The organism is Wolbachia endosymbiont of Tuta absoluta (assembly GCF_059414725.1).
In genome coordinates this window covers 1-904 of record NZ_JBNRJY010000493.1, presented here as the reverse complement: position 1 = coordinate 904, position 904 = coordinate 1, and the positions used below count along the sequence as shown (strand labels likewise).

Sequence of the window (904 nt, the reverse complement as noted above, 5' to 3'; positions counted from 1 at the left end):
CGGCTGCTGGCACAGAGTTAGCCGGTGCTTATTCTGCGAGTAACGTCCACTCATCTTGGGTATTAACCAAAAGAGCCTCCTCCTCGCTTAAAGTGCTTTACAACCATAAGGCCTTCTTCACACACGCGGCATGGCTGGATCAGGGTTCCCCCCATTGTCCAATATTCCCCACTGCTGCCTCCCGTAGGAGTCTGGGCCGTGTCTCAGTCCCAGTGTGGCGGATCATCCTCTCAGACCCGCTACAGATCGTCGCCTTGGTAGGCCTTTACCCCACCAACTAGCTAATCCGACTTAGGCTCATCTATTAACGCAAGGTCACAAGTGATCCCCTGCTTTCCCCCGTAGGGCGTATGCGGTATTAGCATCCCTTTCGAGATGTTGTCCCCCATTAATAGGCAGATTCCTAAGTATTACTCACCCGTCCGCCGCTAGGTCAATTACCGAAGCAATCTCCCCCGCTCGACTTGCATGTGTTAAGCCTGCCGCCAGCGTTCAATCTGAGCCATGATCAAACTCTTCAGTTAAAATCATTAGTGACTTAAGGTCACAATTCTGGCTCATCAATGTACTGACAAATTCTCTCAAATAAACTTCGAGTAATTTAAACCAATCAATCAATGATAATATTTCGATCAATCAATCAGTAAAAATCCACACAAGTTGTTCTTCATATTCTCTTAATGATCTTCTTCATGCTTCGTCAGCATCAAGCTAGGTCGGCTATATTACTCTCTATCTCTAGAAAGTCAACTATGATTTCAAATTATTTTTTAAACTTCCTTTCTAAAACCCAACTTAATCAATTCAACCAAGTCATTGTTTTATCAGAAGTTTTAATCTTCATCACCGCCGATGGATGTGCATTCTACAGCATTCCTCAACCAACACAACCCCCTTTTTTAAT

1 rRNA gene is annotated in these 904 nt (G+C 44.6%); it reads right to left on the bottom strand.

The features are described 5' to 3' along the window. Positions 1–524 (bottom strand): 16S ribosomal RNA (locus tag ACJ5GX_RS05490); the annotation flags it as partial. Positions 525–904 lie beyond the last annotated feature (380 nt).